Genomic DNA, 17303 nt, shown 5'->3' with positions numbered 1-17303 from the left:
CTTCGCCGACGTTCCGCCGAACCTTCGCGACTAGCCGAAGCCGCCCGCCACTTTCGTCATCCTAGGGTCTGCGCCGCGTCGCTGCGCTCCTTGCTTCGCCCTAGGATGACGAAGGCGCGGTCGCTTCAGCTAATTTTCGGGGTTCATTCCAATGTAACCACGCGCCTGCACGACGCATGCCTCACCCATCACGCCTGCGTCATCGGGTACTGCTCTTTCAACGCCTTCAGCACCTGGTCGCCTGGCATCGGCGCGCCGAACATGAAGCTTTGCACATATTCGCAGCCCATCTGGCGCAATTCCAGCGCATCGCTTTCGTCGGAAATGCCCTCGGCCACCACCGACAGGCCGAGTTCATGCGCCATGTTGACCATGGATTTGAGCAGCACCGCCCGCTTCGGCGTCGCGTCGTCGACGAAGCTCTTGTCGATCTTGATGGTGTCGAAGGGGAAGCGGGTCAGATAGGCGAGCGAGGAATAGCCGGTGCCGAAATCGTCCAGCGACAGGCCGATGCCGAGCTGCTTGAGTTTGGTCAGCACATGCGAGGTCTGCTCTGGATTGTCCATGACCAGCGATTCGGTAAGTTCGAGCCGGAAGCAGCGCGGCTTCAGATTGGCGCGGGCGATGACCGAGCGGACATCGCTGACCAGGTCGCGGCGGATCAGCTGGCGGCTGGACAGATTGACCGACACCGACAGCGGGGTGTCGCCGATCTGCTTTTGCCAGCCGGCGAGGTCTTCGGCCGCCTGCTGCATGGCAAACAGCCCAAGCTGCACGATCAGGCCACAGCTTTCGGCGACCGGAATGAAATCGCCGGGCGGGATCATGCCGCGGCGCGGATGGTCCCAACGCAGCAGCGCTTCGAAGCCGGCAATGCTGCCGTCCTCCAGCCGCACGATCGGCTGGTAGGCAAGGGTGAATTCGCGCCGCTCGATGGCGCGGCGCAGATCGGATTCGAATTGCAGCCGGTCGGTGCCGACGGTGCGGAAGGCCGGCCGGAACGGCTCGATCCTGTCGCCGCCGAAGCGCTTGGCCTGGTGCATGGCAAGCTCGGCGTCCTTGACCATGTCTTCTGCCGAAGTCTGCGCCGAGGTCCAGGTGATCAGGCCAATCGAGGCAGTCAGCACGATCTCGCGCTTGGCGAAGGTGATCGGGTTGTTGATCGCGTGCTTGATGGCGTCTGCCACCGCCGCGATGCGGGAGGGTTCCTGTTCGGAGAGCAGCATCAGGGCGAACTGGTCACCGGCAAAGCGCGACAGCGAATCCTTCGGTTTCAACAGCCGGTGCAAGCGGCGCGCAATGGTGAGCAGGATGGTGTCGCCGGCCGAGATGCCAAGCCCGTCATTGACCTGCTTGAAACGGTCGATGTCGATGACGAAGACGGTGGGGCGCACCTTCTCTTCGGTGCGCGCGATCGAGATGATGGCTTCCAGCCGGTTCATCAGAAGTTCGCGGTTGGGCAGGCCGGTCAGATTGTCGTGAACGGCATCGTGCAGCAGCCTTTCCTCGGACTTTTTCTGCTCGGTAACGTCGACCATGGTGCCGACGCAGCGAATCACTTCGCCATCCGAGCCGATCACCGGCCGCGCCCGAAGCAAGAACCAGTGGTAGTGCCCGTCGGCGCCGCGCAGGCGGAAATTCTGCGAGACCCGGCCGCGCCGATGTTCGAGCACCACGTCGAGCGTGGTGCGGAACGTGTCGCGGTCGTCGGCATGCAGCACCGGCAGCCAGTTGCGGGCCGCACCCCCCAGGCTGTTGGGAGCGAGGCCAAGCTGGATGCTGACGTCGGGCTTGGTGACGACGCGGTCGCGCAGCACGTCCCAGTCCCACACCGTGTCGCCGGAGCCGGCGACGGCCAGCGCCTGGCGCTCGAGATCGGAGAACAGGCCCTGATGCAGCGCGCCGCCGGCAAAGGCATGCTGCATGACGGTGAAGCCGATCAAAAGGATGATCAGGATCAGCCCGCCGCCCAATGCCGGCTGGGCGATGTCGTTGTCGAGCATGCCGGTGATCGCCATCCACGACCCGCACAGCCATAGCAGCACCATCACCCAACTGGGCACCAGCATGATCGCACGGTCGTAACCACGAAGACCCAGCAGGATGATGAGGCCGAGCCCGGTCAGCGCGGTGGCGGCGAAGGACAGCCGGGCAATACCGGCGGCGACGGCCGGATCGATGATGGCCACACCCGCGATCAGCACCAGGCCGAGAATCCAGACCAGCGCGCCATAGCTGAAATGGCCGTGCCACCGGTTGAGGTTGAGATAGGCGAACAGGAACACCACGAAGGTCGCCGCAAGCGCCACCTCCGTTCCCGCCCGCCACATCTGCTCGTTGCCGGGCGATATCTCTATGATCTTGTTTAGAAAGCCGAAATCGACGCAGATATAGGCAAGTACCGCCCACGCAAGTGCGGCTGTCGCCGGAAACATCGAGGTTCCCTTGACGACGAAAAGGATGGTCAGGAAGAGCGCCAGCAATCCGGCGATGCCGATGACGATGCCACGGAACAGCGTATAGGAATTGACCGAGTCCTTGTAGGCTTCCGGCTCCCATAGATAGACCTGCGGCAGCTTCGGCGAGGCGAGTTCGGCGATGAAGGTGATCACCGTTCCCGGGTTCAGCGTCACCCGGAACACGTCGGCGTCGGAGCTTGACTGGCGGTCGAGCGCGAAGCCCTCGCTGGGGGTGATCGCGGCGATGCGGGTGGCGCCGAGATCGGGCCAGAAGATGCCGGAATTCACCAGCCGGAAATGCGGCGCCACGATCAGCCGGTCGAGCTGCTGGTCGGTGGTGTTGGCGAGCGCGAACACCGCCCAGTCGCCGCTCGAGCGCGCGTCATTGGCCTCGACCTCGATGCGCCGCACGATGCCGTCGGGACCGGGCGCGGTCGATACCTGGAAGTTTTCGCCCTGATTGACGTAGATCTGGACGGCGCGCGACAGGTCGAGCGCGACATCGTCGCGGGCAATCTTGATCGGTTCGACGGCGAAGGCCGGGAGCGCCGCGCAAAGCGTGACGACAACCGCCAGAACAAAGGCCAACAGCGACCCGTTTCGCAGGAAATTCGTCAAAAATCAGTCCTTCGTTCCAGCGCCCGGCGGATCGTCCGCGATCCGGGCGTAGAGGTAGTGGTCCTGCCAGATGCCGTTGATCCTGAGGTAGGATCGCAGAAGTCCTTCGCGCCGGAATCCGGCTTTTTCAAGCACGCGGATCGACCGGACATTGTCGGGAATACAGGCAGCTTCGATCCGGTGCAACCTCAGCGTATCGAAGGCGAAGCGGCAGACCACCTTGACCGCGTCGGTCATCAGGCCGCGGCCGCCAAACCGCTCCCCGATCCAGTACCCGACATGGCCGCTTTGCGAGACGCCGTGGCGGATATTGCCGAGCGTAATGCCGCCGGCAAGCTTGCCGCTCGCCTTCTCGAAGATGAAGAAGGCGATGGCTGTCCCCTGCGCATAGTCTTCGCGGTAGCGGCCGATGCGCAGCCGCCAGGCGGTGCGGTCGAGTTCATCGGGCGTCCAGCGCGGCTCCCACGGTTCGAGGAAGGCACGGCTTTCGCCGCGCACCGCCGACCATTCGCGATAGTCGTTGGTGTAGGGCACGCGCAGCATGACCCGGTCGCCTTTCAGTGCCGGCAGGTCACGGCGAAAGAAAGGGAGCGCGAACACCGGCGCTTGAAGGCTTAGACGGCGAGCTTGCGGGCCGTGGTGTGCGTGCCCGCAAGCGAATCGAGAATCGCCTCATAGGGCGCGAGCGTACCCACCGGTCCAACCGCAGTCAGCGTCGGCTTGGTCGAAAACAGCCGGGACGAAAGGTCGGTCAGCCGCTCGACGGTCAGCGCCGACAGCCGTTCCATCAACTCCTCCTTGGCGATCGGCCGGCCGAACAGAAGCAGCTGCCTGGCGATCTGCGAGGCGCGGCTGGCCGGGCTTTCAGCCGACATGATCAGGCCGGCGCGGTATTGCGCGCGGGCGCGGTCGAGCTCTTCCTGAAGGATATTCTCGCCGGCCTTCTGCAGCTCGTCGATAATGACCGGAACCAGTTCGGCAATGTCGCTCTGCCCGGTCGCGGCATGAACGCCGAAGATGCCGGTATCGGAAAAACCCCAGTGGAAGGCATAGACCGAATAGCACAGGCCACGCTTTTCGCGGACCTCCTGGAACAGCCGGGACGACATGCCGCCGCCGAGGATCATCGACAGCACCTGCGAAGCGTAGAAATCGCGCACATGATAGGCTCGGCCTTCGAAGCCGAGCACGATCTGCGCGTCCATCAGGTCGCGATCCTCGCGGAAATCGCCGCCGACATACTGCGCATATTGGGGCATCGTGCTGTCGGACTTGCTGCGGAAACCGCCGAGCTGTTTTTCGACCTCGCGCACGAAATTGTCATGCTTGATGTCGCCGGCCGCGACGATCACCATCTTCTCGGCGCCATATTGGCGCTCGATGAAATCATGCAGCTGTTTGGAGGTGAAGGATTTGACGGTTTCCGGCGTGCCGAGGATCGAGCGGCCGATCGTCTGGTGGCGGAAGGCGGTCTCGGTGAAACGGTCGAAGACGATGTCGTCGGGCGTGTCGTGCGCGGCGCCGATCTCCTGCAGGATCACATGCTGCTCGCGCTCCAGTTCCTCTGGGTCGAATTCGGACTCCTGCAGGATATCGGCAAGGATATCCACCGCCAGCGGCACATCGTCGGACAGCACCCTGGCGTAATAGGACGTCGTCTCGACTGATGTGGCGGCATTGATCTCGCCGCCGACATCCTCGATTTCCGAGGCGATCTCGAAGGCCGTCCGCCTTTTCGTACCCTTGAAGGCCATATGCTCGAGCAGATGGGCCATTCCGTGCTCGTCGTCACGCTCATTGCGGGCGCCGGACTTGACCCAGGCGCCAAGGGCAACGGATTCGAGGCTTGGAAGGGTTTCGGTGGCGACTGTCAGGCCGTTCGACAGACGGCTTACCTCAACACCCATATGGCAAGTACTCCCTAACGCGCTGCCCTTGAGTGGCGGCTCACGTAATCTTCCACCATTTTCAGGTCGGATGGAAGTACCGTGTACTTTTCGTCGGCTGACATCAAGGACCCCAGGCATGCGGGCAGGGCCGGCGACACGCCGCAGGCGGCTTCGACCGCGGCCGGGAACTTGGCCGGGTGCGCCGTGCCCAGCACCACCATCGGCACTGCACCGTCAGCCTTGCCGGCGGCGACATGCACGGCCGCGGCCGTGTGCGGATCGAGCAGATAATTGCTGGATTCGAGCGTTGAACGGATGGTGGCGGCAACCTCGTCCATATCAGCGCGTCCGGCGTCGAATTCGGACCGCACCCGGTCGATTTCTGGGGTTTCGATGGTGAAGGCGCCGGATTGCTTGAGGCCGGCCATGTAACGCCGCACCGTCTCTGCGTTACGGTCGCAGGCCTCGAACAGCAGTCGCTCGAAGTTCGACGATACCTGGATGTCCATCGATGGCGAAGTCGTCGCAAACACACCCTTGGTGCGGTATTCACCGGTCGCGAAAGTGCGCGCCAATATGTCGTTGTCGTTGGTGGCGACGATCAGCCGCTCGATCGGCAGGCCCATCTTCTTGGCGGCGTAACCGGCGAAAATATCGCCGAAATTGCCGGTCGGCACGGTAAAGGAGACCGGCCTGTCCGGCGCGCCGAGCGAAAGCGCCGAGGAAAAATAATAGACGATCTGGGCCATGATGCGGGCCCAGTTGATCGAATTGACGCCCGATAGCGACACGCGATCACGAAAACGATGATCGTTGAACATATCCTTCAGCAGGCCCTGGCAATCGTCGAAATTGCCTTCGATGGCCAGCGCCTGGACGTTGGTGGCCGTCGATGTCGTCATCTGCCGCTGCTGCACCGGCGAGACGCGGCCATGCGGAAACATCACGAAAATGTCAGTTCGGTCGCGGCCGGCGAAGGCATCGATGGCGGCGCCGCCGGTGTCACCCGAGGTCGCGCCGACGATGGTTGCGCGCTGGCCGCGCTCAGTCAGTACATGGTCCATCAGCCGGGCAAGCAGCTGCATGGCAACGTCTTTGAAGGCCAGCGTCGGACCGTGGAAGAGTTCAAGGATGAACGTGTTGGCGCCGGTCTGCACCAGCGGGCAGACGGCCTGGTGGCGGAAGGTGGCATAGGCTTCTCGCACCAGGCGCTCGAAGACGGGTGCGGCGATCTCGCCGCCGAGGAACGGCGTCAGCACGCGGATGGCGAGGTCCGCATAGGGCAGGCCGCGCATGGCGCGGATCTCGGCTGCCGAAAACTGCGGCCATGTCTGCGGCACATAAAGCCCGCCGTCGCGGGCCAGCCCCGCCAGCACCGCGTCGGCAAATCCAAGCACGGGTGCATCCCCGCGGGTACTCACATAGCGCATCGTCAAGGTCCATTGCTGCCGCCGGTTCATCCACGGCAATTGGTTAATTTTCCGAGCCGGCTCAGTCGCATTTTTGCCGTGGCGTTGCTATACGTCACCAACTTTGCGAGAGGGAAGTGCAGTTTCATGGCGTTTCACAAGTTCAACCGTCGCTTTGTCGCGGGTCTGGCGCTCACCGGCTTTATGCTTGCCGCCGCCGGTTGCCAATCGAGCGACAATGGCATCCTCAATCTCGGTTTCGGCAAGAAGACCGACCCGAATGCGCCAATACCGCCGCAGGATCCCAAGGTTCTCGCCAGCCAGTTGCAGGCCTACTGCCCGAAAGTGACGGTGCGCGATGGCACCGCCTACTTCAATACCTACGCCAAGGGCGCGCCGCAGCCGAGAAAGAAAAAGGCTGATGCGGCACAGGATGCCGAGGCCGCTGCCGCCGCGCAGACGGCGCCTGACGGCTCCATCGTCGATCCGAACAAGGATCCGGCCAAGATCATCTACCAGGCCTCGATCAGCGATGTGAGCCGCGATTGCAGCCGTGCCAACGGCCAGTTGACGATGAAGGTTGGGGTTGCCGGCAAGATCGTGCCGGGACCGCTGTTCGCCCCCGGCACCATCACCATGCCGATCCGCATTGCCGTCATGCACGGCCCCGACGTACTTTATTCGCAGATCCACCCCTATCAGATCCAGGTCAGCGATCCCTCGACCGCCACCCAGTTCGTGTTCACCGATCCCAACGTCGTCGTGCCCGAACCCTCCGCCCGGGATTACACTGTCTATGCCGGCTATGACGACACCGCGCCGGCGGCGGCGGACAAGAAGTCCGGCAAGAAAAAGAAGCGCGCTCCGGCGACGAACTAAGCGCCTGGGCGCCGTCGCTGCTGCGACGGTGCCGGTCAACTCTTTGAAAGATCCAAACGATCCGATCGTAATCCTGCAGGCGTGCGCCTGCGGCAGGTCGCGTCTGCGCTTTAATCTCGATCCATTCCGCCAGCGCACTTGACTCATCCATATCCCGGCGGTTATACGTCAATCAATAGCTCGCAGGTTATTGATCCCGATGCCGGACGCCCACGATACTTTGTTCAGAACGCTTGCCGACCCGACTCGGCGGGCCATCTTCGAGCGCTTGTGCCGCCAAGGTGAGCAGACCGTGGGGGCGCTGACGGCGCAGTCCGGGGTCTCGCAACCAGCGGTGTCGAAGCATCTCGGCGTCCTGAAGCTGGCCGGCCTGGTGCGTGACCGCCACGCCGGACGCCAGACCCACTACAGCGCCCAGCCCGCGGCACTTGGCCCGCTGACCGACTGGACAGTTCAAATGACTGGATTCTGGGAGAGCCGCTTCGATGATCTCGAGAGCCTGCTGAAAAGGATGGACCAGTGAGCAATCCCGAGCTGCGCACCGTCGTCGTCGAACGTGAAATATCCTGGCCGGCGGAGAAGATCTGGCGCGCGTTGACGCAGCCGCATCTGATTGAGGAATGGCTCATGAAGAACGATTTCAAGCCTGTCGTCGGCCACAGCTTCAATCTTCGCGGCGACTGGGGCGGCGTGCTCGACTGCGAGGTGCTGGCCATCGAGCAAAACAGGACGCTGTCCTACAGCTGGGATTTTGCGCATGAGGATGCCGCCTACAATCTGACGAGCGTGGTGACGTTCACGCTCACACCCACGAGCTCGGGAACCCATCTGCGCGTCGAGCAGTCGGGCTTCCATCCGAGCCAGAAGCAGGCCTATGGCGGCGCCAGGGCCGGGTGGCAGCAATTCCTCACCAAGCTGGAGCAGGTCCTGGCGAAGCCGGATTGAAGCCTGCCGGTACCATGCCCTGATCGCGGGGCACCGAATGCAAAAAGGAGTAAATCGATGAAGATCAAGCTGACCAGCGTCTATGTGGACAACCAGGACAACGCACTGCGCTTCTACACCGACGTGCTGGGCTTTGCCGTGAAGGCCGACTTCAGCAATGGGCCTTTTCGTTGGCTGACCGTCATCTCACCCGATGAGCCCGAGGGAGCCGAGCTACAGCTGGCGCTCAACGACAACCCGGCCGCCAAGGCCTACCAGCAGGCCATCTTCAAGCAGGGGCAGCCCGCGCTCATGCTGTTCACCGACGACGTCAAGGGTGATTACGAGCGCATCAAGGGACGCGGCGGTGCGTTCGCCATGGCGCCGACAGAAGTGACCGGCTCGACTATCGCCCAGCTCAACGACAGCTGCGGCAATCTCATCCAGATCACCCAACTGGCGCGTTGGTAGGCGCTGGTTTCAAGAGGAAGTTGCAATGAACTTGAGCAAATGGATACGTCAAACCCATCGTTGGCTGTCGATCATCTTCACGCTGACCGTGGCAGCCAATTTCATCACCATGGCGTTCGGGCAACCTCCGGCCTGGGTGGTCTATTCGCCGCTGCTGCCGCTATTCCTGCTGCTGTTCAGCGGCCTCTACATGTTCGTGCTGCCTTACGTCGCGAGATCGCGTGGCGAGCAGGGCGCGCAAGGGTAGGACATGGCCAAGGCGCCGGGAAAATCGAAGGTCGCAAAACCGGCCCCAGACAAGCCGGAAAAGCCGGTCCTGCTTTCGGGCGGCAACCCGCAGATCCCGAAGGCCTATGGGGACGCTCCGGTGCAGGCCTATATTGCTGCCATGCCGGGCTGGAAAAGCGATGTCGGGCGCTGGATCGACGCACTTATCGTCAGCGCCGTCCCCAGCGTCTGCAAGGCGGTGAAGTGGAACTCACCGTTCTATGGCATCGAGGGCGAGGGTTGGTTCCTCAGCCTGCATTGCTTCACCAGATACGTCAAAGTCGCCTTCTTTCGCGGCACGTCGCTCGATCCTGTGCCTCCCGGCGGTTCCAGGCAAAAGGAAGTGCGCTATCTCGACATCCATGAAGGCGAAGAGATCGACGAAGCCCGCTTCGCCTCCTGGGTGAGCCAGGCCAGCCGATTGCCCGGCGAGAAGATGTGAACGGAGGCAGACCATGAAGGTCAGCATGTCGAGCAAGGACGAGGGAGGCGCCTCTGCCTCCGAGCGGATAGATGCCCGAATCCGGGAGCTGGACGATTGGCGGGGCAAGACGTTGGCCAGCCTGCGCAAGACCATCCTCGACGCCGACCCGGAAATCATCGAGGAGTGGAAGTGGATGGGCAGCCCGGTATGGTCACGCGACGGCATGATCGCCGTCGGCAACGCTCACAAGGACAAGGTGAAGCTGACCTTTTCTCACGGCGCCAGCCTGCCGGATCCCGACAGGCTGTTCAACAACGGGCTCAACGGCAAGGTGTGGCGCGCCATCGATGTGGCGGAGGGCGACGAGATCGATGCGGATGCGCTGAAAGCGCTCGTCCGTGCCGCGATTGCCTACAACAGGGCAAAGAAGAAACCGGCCAAGTCGGCCAAAGCCAAGGACTGATCGGTTCAGGCGTCCGACCATTCCGACAGAGCGGCAACCACACTTTTCAGTTCGGCCCAGCGGCGGATGACGGTTTCGGCGCCGGCTTCGGTCAGCACATCGGCATGGCCGGGATAGCTGTGCGCGGCGCCGGTGAAGCCGATCACGCGCATGCCAGCGGCCCTGGCGCCGGTGACGCCGTGCACCGAATCCTCGATGACGAAGGTGTTTGCCGGATCGGCGTTGAGTTGCTGCGCCGCGATCAGGAACACATCCGGCGCGGGCTTGGTTTTCTTGCTTGGTATTTCCAGCGCTGAAAAAATCCGGCCGGCGAAGAACGGCAGCAGGCCCACTTTCTCGAGCATGAACTCGATCCGCTCCAAGCGTGAGTTCGAGCAGACGCAGCGCGGCGCGGTGACCGCGGCGACCGCCTCGCGCACGCCGTCGATGGCGCGCACGTCGCTGCGCAGTTTGCGGTCGACCAGCTCTTCGGCCCGGTCGATCATCGAGGCCTGGAACGGGATGGCGGATTTTTGCTCGACCCGCATCATTATGTCCTTGAAGGTCAGTCCGGCATAGGTTTCGGCGTATTCCTCGGCCGAGATTTCATATCCGGCCAAGGTCAGCAATTCGGCCTCGACGCGGGCTGCGATGATTTCGGAATCGACGAGCACGCCGTCGCAATCGAAGATGACAAGGTCTGGCTGGGGCATGGCAATCCGAACGAGGGAGGGTGATGGAGGCCCGGCAAGGCTCAAGCGGCGCGACATACACCAACGGGCCGNTGGCAATCCGAACGAGGGAGGGTGATGGAGGCCCGGCAAGGCTCAAGCGGCGCGACATACACCAACGGGCCGGGCTGCGCAAATTGACGACGTCAGGGCTGCCTGGACCGTTGCGTCCTTCACCGAATATTTACGCTGATCGGTAACCATAACGGGGAGTAAACAGTAACGCGTGCCTTGGGTGTAAAAATGTCTGCCGTGCGTCTTCTCGCCGACCTCTCCCACGCCCCCCAGCAATCCGAGTGGCTGGACACGATCCTCAAGGGCGATTGTGTCGCCGCGCTCGACCGGCTGCCGGAAAAATCCATCGACGTCATCTTCGCCGATCCGCCTTACAATCTGCAACTCGACGGCGATTTGCACCGGCCCGACCAGTCCAAGGTCGACGCCGTCGACGACGACTGGGACCAGTTCGAGAGCTTCGAGGCCTATGACGCCTTCACCCGCGCCTGGCTCCTGGCGGCGCGCCGCGTGCTGAAGCCCAATGGCACCATCTGGGTCATCGGCTCCTATCACAACATCTTCCGCGTCGGCGCCAAGATGCAGGATCTCGGCTTCTGGATTCTCAACGATGTCGTCTGGCGCAAGACCAACCCAATGCCGAATTTCCGCGGTCGCCGCTTCCAGAACGCGCATGAGACCATGATCTGGGCCTCGCGCGACCAGAAGGGCAAGGGCTATACCTTCAATTACGAAGCCATGAAGGCATCGAACGACGACATCCAGATGCGCTCCGACTGGCTGTTCCCGATCTGCACTGGCGGCGAGCGGCTGAAGAACGACAATGGCGACAAGCTGCATCCGACGCAAAAGCCGGAAGCGCTGCTCGCCCGCATCATGATGGCCTCGACCAAGCCGGGCGACATCGTGCTCGACCCGTTTTTCGGCTCCGGCACCACCGGCGCCGTGGCCAAGCGGCTTGGCCGTCACTTCGTCGGCATCGAGCGCGAGCAGGCCTATATCGACGCCGCCAATGAGCGCATCGATGCCGTGCGGCCGCTGGAAACCGCCGATCTCACCGTGCTCACCGGCAAGCGCGCCGAGCCGCGCGTCGCCTTTGTCAGCCTCATCGATACCGGGCTTATGCAGCCCGGCGCCACGCTTTACGATGCCAAGAAGCGCTGGTCGGCCAAGGTACGCGCCGACGGCACGGTGGCGATCGGCGACAGCGCCGGCTCGATCCACAAGATCGGCGCCGAAGTGCAGGGCCTGGACGCCTGCAACGGCTGGACCTTCTGGCACTATGAGCGCTCGGGCGGCCTGACCCCGATCGACGAACTGCGCCGCATCGCCAGGCTCGGCATGGAACGGGCAGGGGCCTGACGCTACCACATAAAGGTCGGCGCCCTACGGCGCCCCCCTCTGGCCTGCCGGCCATCTCCCCCACGAGGGGGGAGATCGCGCGCTTCATTGTTTTCGCCAACCTTCAACGTTGTAAGAAAGAGCCGTCGGCGAGGCTGCCAATCTCCCCCCTCGTGGGGGAGATGCCCGGCAGGGCAGAGGGGGGCGCCATAAAGCGCTACCTCGACCCCTCTGCGTAGCTCAGGTCGCGATGCCATACCGCTCAAGGTCCGCCTTGAGCGTTTTTGCATCTGTGAACAGCACAGCATTCCAGCCAGCCGCCCTGGCTCCGTCGACATTCCTGGGGCTGTCGTCGATGAACAGCGTGGCGGAGGGCTCCAGGCCGAACGCGACCACGTGATGGTCGTAGATGGCGCGGTCGGGCTTGATCTCACGGATATCGGCCGACACGGTCACGCCGCGCGGGCGGCTAAGGAAATCGAAGCGCAGTCTTGCCTCGGCAAGCGTGTCGGCGGCGAAGTTCGTCAGCATGGTCACGTCGCGGCCGCTCTCGATCAGGCCGAGCATGATGGCGACGCTGTCCTCATAGGCATGCGGCACCATGTCGTTCCAATAGCGCCGGAAATTGCGAATGTTTTCAGCATGATCCGGGTAATCCGCGATCAGCAGCGCTTCCGCCTCTTCCCACGTCCGGCCACGATCCTGCTCGATGTTCCAGTCATGCGTGCAGACATTGTCGAAGAACCACTTGCGCTCTTCGGCATCGGGAATGAGGCGGCTGAACGGAATGTTCGGATCGTAGTGGAGCAAGACGCGGCCGATGTCGAACACGATATGGCGGATTTCAGTCATTTCTGGCCTTTCAAAGCGAATGCTAGTCAATTGGGCGGTGTTTTTTGGTTGCGCCCGGTATCGCTGCTTCGATGACCTTTTTCATGACGGTCGGCAGCGCTTCTCCGGAAATGTCATGGGCCAGCGACCAGAAATGCCCTTCCGGCGCATCACTTTTCACTTGAGCGTGAAAAACTTCGAGCTCGAGCGCGAAATGGGTGAAGACATGCGCGATCTCTCCAGCGCGCCGCCAGTCGGCAGGGAAGGGCGCTGCCTCCGAAGTGGTTGCACCGTCGATCCGCGCTGTCCAACCTGTGGTCGGCACCTCGGTCATGCCGCCGAGCAGGCCCTTGTCAGGCCGCTTGCGCAACAGGATGGCGCCGTCGCCGCGCTCGGCGACGAAGGCGGCACCCCGCCTGAGTGGTTTGTCGACCTTGGGCAGGCGGACCGGAAAGCGCTCGGGGTCGCCGGACAGGATGGCGCTGCAATCCTCGCGCACCGGGCACAGCATGCAGCGCGGCCGTCTTGGCGTGCAGATCGTGGCGCCAAGGTCCATCATTGCCTGGGCGAAGTCGCCCGGCCTTGTCTGCGGAACCAGTCTTGCGACGAGCGCGCGGATTTCAGGCTTTGCCTCGCTGAGCCGCGTTGCGATCGAATAGAGCCGCGAGATGACACGTTCGACATTGCCGTCGACGACCGCCGCCGGACGGTCGAAGGCGATCGCCGCGATCGCCGCCGCCGTATAGGCGCCGATCCCCGGCAATTCCCTCAATCCCGTTTCGTTGTCGGGAAAACGGCCGCCCTGGCTCGCAACCAGATCGGCGCAGGCCTTGAGGTTGCGCGCCCGTGAATAATAGCCGAGCCCGGCCCAGGCCTTCATCACATCCTCGGCCGGCGCAGCCGCCAGCGCCTTCACATCAGGCCATTTCTCGACAAAGGCGCGAAAATAGGATTTTACCGCTTCGACCGTGGTCTGCTGCAGCATCACTTCCGAAAGCCAGATGCGATAGGGGTCCGGCCGTGCACCGCCGGCCGCGGCGTGCGGCGTGATCCGCCACGGCAGTTCGCGATGGTGCGCGTCGTACCAGGCAAGCAGACGCGCGGCGATCTCTCCCGATAGAGTTGGTCCGGATGCGGCCTTGCGGGTCTGTTCGTGCAGTGCCATTGATCGCGGGCTGGCTCTAGGCTGGTGAGGAGCGTGGCTGGAGAACGTACATGGCAGGGAGAACGCCTTACGGCAATCCCGTTCCGGTGAGCGATCTCGCGACCGCGATCCTCGACCCCGTGCTGCGCAAGCGGGCCGGCATTTCGATCGGGCTGGTGCAGTCATGGGAAGAGATCGCCGGCCCCAGGCTCGCCGGCCATTCGCGCCCCGAAAAAATCCAGTGGCCGCGCCGCATGCATGAGGACGATCCGTTCGAGCCGGCGGTGCTGGTCATCGCCTGCGAGGGCATGGCCGCGCTGCACCTACAGCACGAGACCGGCGAGATCATCAACCGCGTCAATGCCTTTCTCGGCTTCAACGCGATCGGCAGGATCCGGATCGTGCAAAAGCCGGTGCTGAGGGACAAAGCCCGGCCGAAACCGACGCCGAGAGCACTGACTTCTGTCGAAAAGGCCAAATTGTCCGATACCGTCGGCAAGATCGAGGATGAAGGCTTGCGCGCCTCGCTGGAGCGTCTTGGCGCCACAATTCTTGGCCAAAGGAAGCGGCCAAGGTAATCAACCGGTAATCAGTCGGTCATGAACGCGTCATCTATCTCGCGCATTCGTGATCCTGCATGTAGAGTTTGGCGATTGGAATGGGGACGGCGATGCCTTAATTCCCGCCAACTCTCGCCTTTTCTAGCCTTTGCGTTGCAAAATCAAACCACAGTCAGGTGATTCGCATGAACCGTAGCTTGTCCCGCAGAAACCTCCTGTCTTCGCTGGCCGTCATTCCGGCAGTGGCTATGCTCGCCGCATGCAGCGATTCAGGCGAGGATGCCAAAGCAGCGGATGTGAAGCCTGCGGCTCCCGCGGTGCCTGCTTCGACGCCTGCCACTCCGGCCGCCGTCAAGGTCCCGGAGTCTTCCGGCAATGTCGACATGGCCGAACTGCTGAAGCCCGGCGCTTTGCCCGACAAGCAGCTCGGCAAGGATGACGCCAAGGTCACCATCGTCGAATATGCTTCGATGACCTGCCCGCATTGTGCGCATTTCGCGGCGACCACCTTCCCTGAGTTGAAGACCAAATACATCGACACCGGCAAGGCGCGTTACATCCTGCGCGAATTCCCGTTCGATCCGAGCGCCGAGGCCGGTTTCATGCTGGCGCGCTGTTCGAAGGACAATTATTTCCCGATGGTCGACGTGCTGTTCAAGCAGCAGGCCAACTGGGTCGGCGTCAACAATACCAAGGATGCGCTGCTGCAGATCTCCAAGCTCGCCGGTTTTACACAGGAGTCCTTCGAGGCCTGCTTGACGGACCAGAAACTTCTGGACGATGTGAGATCGGTCCAGAAGCGCGGCGCCGATGAATTCAAGGTCGACTCGACACCGACCTTCTTCATCAACGGGAAAACCTACAAAGGTGCGATGTCGATTGAGGAAATATCGGCCATCATCGACCCTCTGCTCTGACGTCCAGGCGGCGCCGGAGCGACTGCGCTTCGGCGTCAGCGCACCTTTGTGCCTTCCAGGCAGGCGCGAATGAAGTTTTCGCGCCTTCGCCTCCTCGGCTTCAAGTCCTTCGTCGAACCCGGCGAGTTCGTCATCGAACGCGGCCTGACCGGCATTGTCGGGCCGAATGGCTGCGGCAAGTCGAACCTTGTCGAGGCGATGCGCTGGGTGATGGGCGAAAGCTCATACAAGAACATGCGCGCGTCCGGCATGGACGACGTGATCTTTTCCGGCTCGGGAACGCGCCCGGCCCGCAACACCGCCGAAGTCACGCTGTTCCTCGACAATAGCGACCGGACCGCGCCCGCCGCCTTCAACGACGCCGATGAATTGCAAGTGTCGCGCCGCATCGAGCGCGAAGCCGGCTCGCTCTACCGCATCAACGGCAAGGAAGCCCGCGCCAAGGACGTGCAGCTTCTGTTCGCCGACCAGTCGACCGGCGCGCGCTCGCCATCCATGGTCGGACAGGGCCGCATCGGCGAACTGATCCAGGCCAAGCCGCAGGCGCGCCGCGCGCTGCTCGAAGAAGCCGCCGGCATTTCCGGCCTGCACACGCGCCGTCACGAGGCCGAGCTTCGGCTTAAGGCGGCCGAACAAAATCTGGAACGGCTGGACGATGTCGTCGGCGAACTGGAGAGCCAGATCGAAAGCCTTAAGCGCCAGGCGCGCCAGGCATCGCGCTTCAAGAACCTGTCGGCCGATATCCGCAAGGCGGAAGCCACGCTCTTGCATCTGCGCTGGACGCTGGCCAAGATCCAGGAGGGCGATGCGCGGTCGGCGCTGGCGGTTGCCACAGCTCTGGTCGGCGACCGCGCCGCCGCCCAGATGGCTGCCGCCCGGGAGCAAGGCATCGGCGCCCACCGGCTGCCGGATCTGCGTGACGCCGAGGCCGCGGCTGCCGCCGCCTNGACGCCGAGGCCGCGGCTGCCGCCGCCTTCCAGCGGCTGTCGATCGCCAAGGCGCAGATCGAGGAGGAGGCAGGCCGCATCCGCGCCCGCCAGGCCGAACTCGAGCGCCGGCTGCAGCAGCTCGACGGCGACATCGCCCGCGAAGAGCGCATGGTGCGCGACAATGCCGACATCCTCGAGCGCCTGCGCGAGGAAGAAGCGACACTCAACTCCGAAAATGCCGGTGCCGCCGAACGCGAAGCCACCACGCGCGCCGCTTTCGAGCAGGCCGGCGCAACGCTTGTCACAAGCGAAGCAAAGCTCGCCACGCTAACCGCCGAACGCGCAGAGGCCGCCGCCTCGCGCAACCAGATCGAGCGCACGCTGCGCGACACCGCCGAACGCCGCGATCGCTTTGCCCGCCAGCTGGCCGATGTCGACCGCGAGCTATCGGAGATCGTCTCGAAAGTCGCCGGCCTGCCCGATCCCGCCGAGAAGCGCGCTTTGGTCGAGGACGCGCTCGCCCGGTTGGAGGAAGCCGAGGCCGGCGCCATTGCTGCCGAACAGGCTGTCGCCGAGGCGCGCGCCACCGAGAGTGCCGCCCGTCCGCCGCTGCAGGACGCCAGGGCCGAACTCGCCGGCATCGAGACCGAAGCCCGCACGCTGGCCAAGATCCTCAATGCCGCCAGCGGCGATCTTTTCCCGTCGGTACTGGAGCAACTCAGCGTCGAACGCGGCTATGAGACGGCCCTCGGTGCTGCGCTTGGCGAGGATCTCGACGTGCCGCTCGACCGCAGCGCGCCGGTGCATTGGGGCGAAAGCCAGGTTCAACCAGGCGATGCGGCTTTGCCGGAAGGCCTCAAGAGCCTCGCCAGCGTGGTGCGCGCGCCTTCGCAGCTTGGCCGCCGGTTGGCGCAGATCGGCATCGTCGATGCGGCGGACGGCAAACGCCTGCAGACGCTGCTTGCCCCCGGCCAGCGGCTGGTCAGCCGTGACGGCGCGCTGTGGCGTTGGGATGGCTTGACCGCCAGCGCCGATGCACCGACCGCGGCGGCG

Annotated in this window: 17 protein-coding genes and 1 pseudogene; 11 read left to right on the top strand and 7 right to left on the bottom strand. The window is 63.4% G+C overall.

The window, feature by feature from the left end; translation table 11 throughout:
* Positions 1-188: 188 nt before the first annotated feature.
* Genes X726_RS161995 through thrC form a run of 4 tightly spaced genes read right to left on the bottom strand, consistent with a single transcriptional unit; the run spans position 189 to position 6396 of the window.
* Positions 189-3077: an EAL domain-containing protein gene (locus X726_RS161995; RefSeq protein ID WP_023706671.1), complete on the bottom strand. Its 2889-nt coding sequence runs from the start codon at positions 3075-3077 to the stop codon at positions 189-191.
* Positions 3078-3080: 3 nt separating this feature from the next.
* Positions 3081-3677: a GNAT family protein gene (locus X726_RS162000; RefSeq protein ID WP_023668403.1), complete on the bottom strand. Its 597-nt coding sequence runs from the start codon at positions 3675-3677 to the stop codon at positions 3081-3083.
* Between the two features lie 14 nt (positions 3678-3691).
* Entirely contained in the window at positions 3692-4984 is a 1293-nt protein-coding gene (locus X726_RS162005) for a pitrilysin family protein (RefSeq protein ID WP_023668402.1), read from the bottom strand.
* A gap of 14 nt (positions 4985-4998) precedes the next feature.
* Positions 4999-6396 (bottom strand): threonine synthase, encoded by a 1398-nt coding sequence (gene thrC / locus X726_RS162010; RefSeq protein WP_031214670.1) that lies wholly within the window; start codon positions 6394-6396, stop codon positions 4999-5001.
* Positions 6397-6522: 126 nt separating this feature from the next.
* On the opposite strand from thrC, the gene X726_RS162015 reads away from it, so the two are divergent.
* The 7 genes from X726_RS162015 to X726_RS162045 all read left to right on the top strand — a co-directional run bounded on the left by X726_RS162015 (position 6523) and on the right by X726_RS162045 (position 9803).
* Complete coding sequence (locus tag X726_RS162015; protein WP_023668400.1) at positions 6523-7254, top strand: hypothetical protein; 732 nt, start codon at positions 6523-6525, stop codon at positions 7252-7254.
* A gap of 199 nt (positions 7255-7453) precedes the next feature.
* The gene (locus X726_RS162020) at positions 7454-7777 is read left to right on the top strand and encodes a metalloregulator ArsR/SmtB family transcription factor (protein WP_023668399.1); all 324 of its coding nucleotides are present in this window, start codon (positions 7454-7456) and stop codon (positions 7775-7777) included.
* A complete protein-coding gene (locus X726_RS162025) occupies positions 7774-8199 on the top strand; it encodes an SRPBCC domain-containing protein (RefSeq protein ID WP_023668398.1) in 426 nt (141 codons plus the stop codon). The genes X726_RS162020 and X726_RS162025 overlap by 4 nt, the downstream gene beginning before the upstream one ends.
* Before the next feature lie 57 nt (positions 8200-8256).
* A complete protein-coding gene (locus tag X726_RS162030) occupies positions 8257-8649 on the top strand; it encodes a VOC family protein (protein ID WP_023668397.1) in 393 nt (130 codons plus the stop codon).
* Positions 8650-8674: 25 nt separating this feature from the next.
* Entirely contained in the window at positions 8675-8896 is a 222-nt protein-coding gene (locus tag X726_RS162035; RefSeq protein ID WP_023668396.1) for a hypothetical protein, read from the top strand.
* A 3-nt stretch (positions 8897-8899) separates the two neighbouring features.
* Positions 8900-9358 (top strand): DUF1801 domain-containing protein, encoded by a 459-nt coding sequence (locus tag X726_RS162040; RefSeq protein ID WP_023668395.1) that lies wholly within the window; start codon positions 8900-8902, stop codon positions 9356-9358.
* A 13-nt stretch (positions 9359-9371) separates the two neighbouring features.
* Positions 9372-9803 (top strand): DUF1801 domain-containing protein, encoded by a 432-nt coding sequence (locus X726_RS162045; protein ID WP_023668394.1) that lies wholly within the window; start codon positions 9372-9374, stop codon positions 9801-9803.
* A 5-nt stretch (positions 9804-9808) separates the two neighbouring features.
* Here X726_RS162045 and X726_RS162050 read toward each other — a convergent pair whose 3' ends face one another.
* Positions 9809-10495, bottom strand: coding sequence for an HAD family hydrolase (locus tag X726_RS162050; RefSeq protein WP_023668393.1), 687 nt, complete (start codon positions 10493-10495; stop codon positions 9809-9811).
* A gap of 261 nt (positions 10496-10756) precedes the next feature.
* On the opposite strand from X726_RS162050, the gene X726_RS162055 reads away from it, so the two are divergent.
* Positions 10757-11890: a site-specific DNA-methyltransferase gene (locus X726_RS162055; protein WP_023668392.1), complete on the top strand. Its 1134-nt coding sequence runs from the start codon at positions 10757-10759 to the stop codon at positions 11888-11890.
* A gap of 219 nt (positions 11891-12109) precedes the next feature.
* On the opposite strand, the gene X726_RS162060 is transcribed toward X726_RS162055, so the two are convergent.
* Positions 12110-12721 carry an HAD family phosphatase gene (locus X726_RS162060; protein WP_023668391.1) on the bottom strand — a complete coding sequence of 204 codons (612 nt, stop codon included), beginning with the start codon at positions 12719-12721 and terminating at the stop codon, positions 12110-12112.
* A 22-nt stretch (positions 12722-12743) separates the two neighbouring features.
* On the bottom strand, positions 12744-13865 hold the full coding sequence (gene mutY, locus X726_RS162065) for an A/G-specific adenine glycosylase (protein WP_023668390.1): 1122 nt from the start codon (positions 13863-13865) through the stop codon (positions 12744-12746).
* Positions 13866-13915: 50 nt separating this feature from the next.
* Here mutY and X726_RS162070 point away from each other — a divergent pair, with 50 nt between their 5' ends.
* The 3 genes and pseudogenes from X726_RS162070 to X726_RS01000000166675 all read left to right on the top strand — a co-directional run.
* A complete protein-coding gene (locus X726_RS162070; RefSeq protein ID WP_023687168.1) occupies positions 13916-14422 on the top strand; it encodes a DUF721 domain-containing protein in 507 nt (168 codons plus the stop codon).
* A gap of 167 nt (positions 14423-14589) precedes the next feature.
* A complete protein-coding gene (locus tag X726_RS162075; RefSeq protein ID WP_023687169.1) occupies positions 14590-15321 on the top strand; it encodes a DsbA family protein in 732 nt (243 codons plus the stop codon).
* Between the two features lie 69 nt (positions 15322-15390).
* A pseudogene (locus X726_RS01000000166675) lies at positions 15391-17303 on the top strand (chromosome segregation SMC family protein); the annotation flags it as partial.

Source organism: Mesorhizobium sp. LSJC285A00, assembly GCF_000503155.1.
Classification (GTDB): Bacteria; Pseudomonadota; Alphaproteobacteria; order Rhizobiales; family Rhizobiaceae; genus Mesorhizobium.
Note: the sequence above shows the minus strand (reverse complement) of the source record. Positions and strands in the feature narration are given on the sequence as shown.

What these genes read in the sequence shown, in the direction of transcription:
- X726_RS162040 (WP_023668395.1), top strand. Translation starts at nt 8,900, where the DNA reads ATGGCCAAGGCGCCGGGAAAATCGAAGGTCGCAAAACCGGCCCCAGAC.
- X726_RS162055 (WP_023668392.1), top strand. Translation starts at nt 10,757, where the DNA reads ATGTCTGCCGTGCGTCTTCTCGCCGACCTCTCCCACGCCCCCCAGCAA.
- X726_RS162015 (WP_023668400.1), top strand. Translation starts at nt 6,523, where the DNA reads ATGGCGTTTCACAAGTTCAACCGTCGCTTTGTCGCGGGTCTGGCGCTC.
- X726_RS162050 (WP_023668393.1), bottom strand. Translation starts at nt 10,495, where the DNA reads ATGCCCCAGCCAGACCTTGTCATCTTCGATTGCGACGGCGTGCTCGTC.
- X726_RS162020 (WP_023668399.1), top strand. Translation starts at nt 7,454, where the DNA reads ATGCCGGACGCCCACGATACTTTGTTCAGAACGCTTGCCGACCCGACT.
- X726_RS162075 (WP_023687169.1), top strand. Translation starts at nt 14,590, where the DNA reads ATGAACCGTAGCTTGTCCCGCAGAAACCTCCTGTCTTCGCTGGCCGTC.
- X726_RS162060 (WP_023668391.1), bottom strand. Translation starts at nt 12,721, where the DNA reads ATGACTGAAATCCGCCATATCGTGTTCGACATCGGCCGCGTCTTGCTC.
- X726_RS162030 (WP_023668397.1), top strand. Translation starts at nt 8,257, where the DNA reads ATGAAGATCAAGCTGACCAGCGTCTATGTGGACAACCAGGACAACGCA.
- X726_RS162005 (WP_023668402.1), bottom strand. Translation starts at nt 4,984, where the DNA reads ATGGGTGTTGAGGTAAGCCGTCTGTCGAACGGCCTGACAGTCGCCACC.
- mutY (WP_023668390.1), bottom strand. Translation starts at nt 13,865, where the DNA reads ATGGCACTGCACGAACAGACCCGCAAGGCCGCATCCGGACCAACTCTA.
- thrC (WP_031214670.1), bottom strand. Translation starts at nt 6,396, where the DNA reads ATGCGCTATGTGAGTACCCGCGGGGATGCACCCGTGCTTGGATTTGCC.
- X726_RS162035 (WP_023668396.1), top strand. Translation starts at nt 8,675, where the DNA reads ATGAACTTGAGCAAATGGATACGTCAAACCCATCGTTGGCTGTCGATC.
- X726_RS162045 (WP_023668394.1), top strand. Translation starts at nt 9,372, where the DNA reads ATGAAGGTCAGCATGTCGAGCAAGGACGAGGGAGGCGCCTCTGCCTCC.
- X726_RS162070 (WP_023687168.1), top strand. Translation starts at nt 13,916, where the DNA reads ATGGCAGGGAGAACGCCTTACGGCAATCCCGTTCCGGTGAGCGATCTC.